The 1,283-nt window shown below is 61.0% G+C and carries 1 protein-coding gene; it reads left to right on the plus strand.

All coding sequences use genetic code 11. The annotated features are described in order from the left end of the window. The first annotated feature begins 91 nt into the window (after window positions 1-91). A protein-coding gene (locus Q7U39_00005; GenBank protein ID MDO9116309.1) for an IS3 family transposase occupies window positions 92-1,218 on the plus strand; the annotation gives its coding sequence in 2 pieces (ribosomal slippage) (window positions 92-347 and window positions 347-1,218; 1,128 coding nt in all). Window positions 1,219-1,283: the final 65 nt, after the last annotated feature.

Genomic DNA, 1,283 nt, shown 5'->3' on the forward strand with positions numbered 1-1,283 from the left:
AGAGGGGGCTCCGGGAATTCGGACAGTGTGGTAAGTGGTAGCCTGGCTTCACCAAAGCCACCAGGTGGTGGCGAACCAGAGGAGCGAGGCAATGAAGCGCACGAGACGGAATCACGGAGCCATATTTAAGGCCCAGGTAGCCTTAGCCGCAGTCAAAGGCGACAAGACGCTGGCGGAATTGGCCGAACAGTTCCAGGTCCATCCCACGCAGATCACCGAATGGAAGCAGCAATTGCTCGCGCGGGCCGCCGACGTGTTTGGCGGGGCGACGCCTCCGTCAGAGACGCCGGATCTCAAGACGCTGCATGCGAAGATCGGGCAACTGGCGCTGGAGAACGATTTTTTAGAAGGGGCGCTCACCAAGGCCGGCTTGCGGAGCGCAAAGCCATGATCGATCGCACGCATCCCTTGCCGGTGGTGCGGCAATGCCACCTGCTGAACCTGGCCCGATCAACCGCCTACTACCACCCGACGCCGGTCTCCGAGACCACGCGGGTGTTGATGCGGCGGATCGACGAGCTGCATCTGCACTATCCGTTTGCCGGGGCGCGCATGTTGCGCGATCTCTTGCGACAAGAGGGCCGCGCCATCGGGCGGCGGCATGTGGCCACCCTGATGCGCCGCATGGGTATTGAGGCCCTGTATCGGAAGCCGTCTCTCAGCCGTCGGCATTCGGCCCAACAGGTCTACCCCTATCTCCTGCGCGACCTGAAGATCTCGCGGCCCAATCATGTCTGGGCCGCCGATATTACCTATATCCCGATGGCGCGGGGCTTTGTGTATTTGTTTGCGGTCCTCGACTGGGCCAGTCGCCGGGTCCTGGCCTGGCGGCTGTCCAACACGCTGACCACCGATTTCTGTCTGGACGCGGTGCAGGAGGCCGTGAGCCGCTATGGCCCGCCCGAGATCTTCAATACCGACCAAGGATGCCAATTCACGAGCCAGGAATTCACAGGGCTGCTGACCCAGCATGGCATCCAGATCAGCATGGACGGCAAAGGGTGCTGGCGAGACAATGTGTTTGTGGAACGACTCTGGAAAAGTATCAAATACGAGGAGGTGTATTTGCACGCCTACGAGACGGTTGGGGCTGCGCAGCAGGGCTTGGCGCACTATCTGATGTTCTACAACCAGACCCGACCGCATCAGGCCCTTGACGGCCAGACGCCTGACCAGGTCTATTATGACCATCTGACATCACGGCAGACCGCCGCGTAGTCAGTCATCCGCCAGGCGCCACTTATGAACGGGCAGAAACTGTCCAACCAAGCGGAGCCACCTCT

This window comes from Nitrospira sp., from assembly GCA_030653545.1.
GTDB lineage: Bacteria > Nitrospirota > Nitrospiria > Nitrospirales > Nitrospiraceae > Nitrospira_D.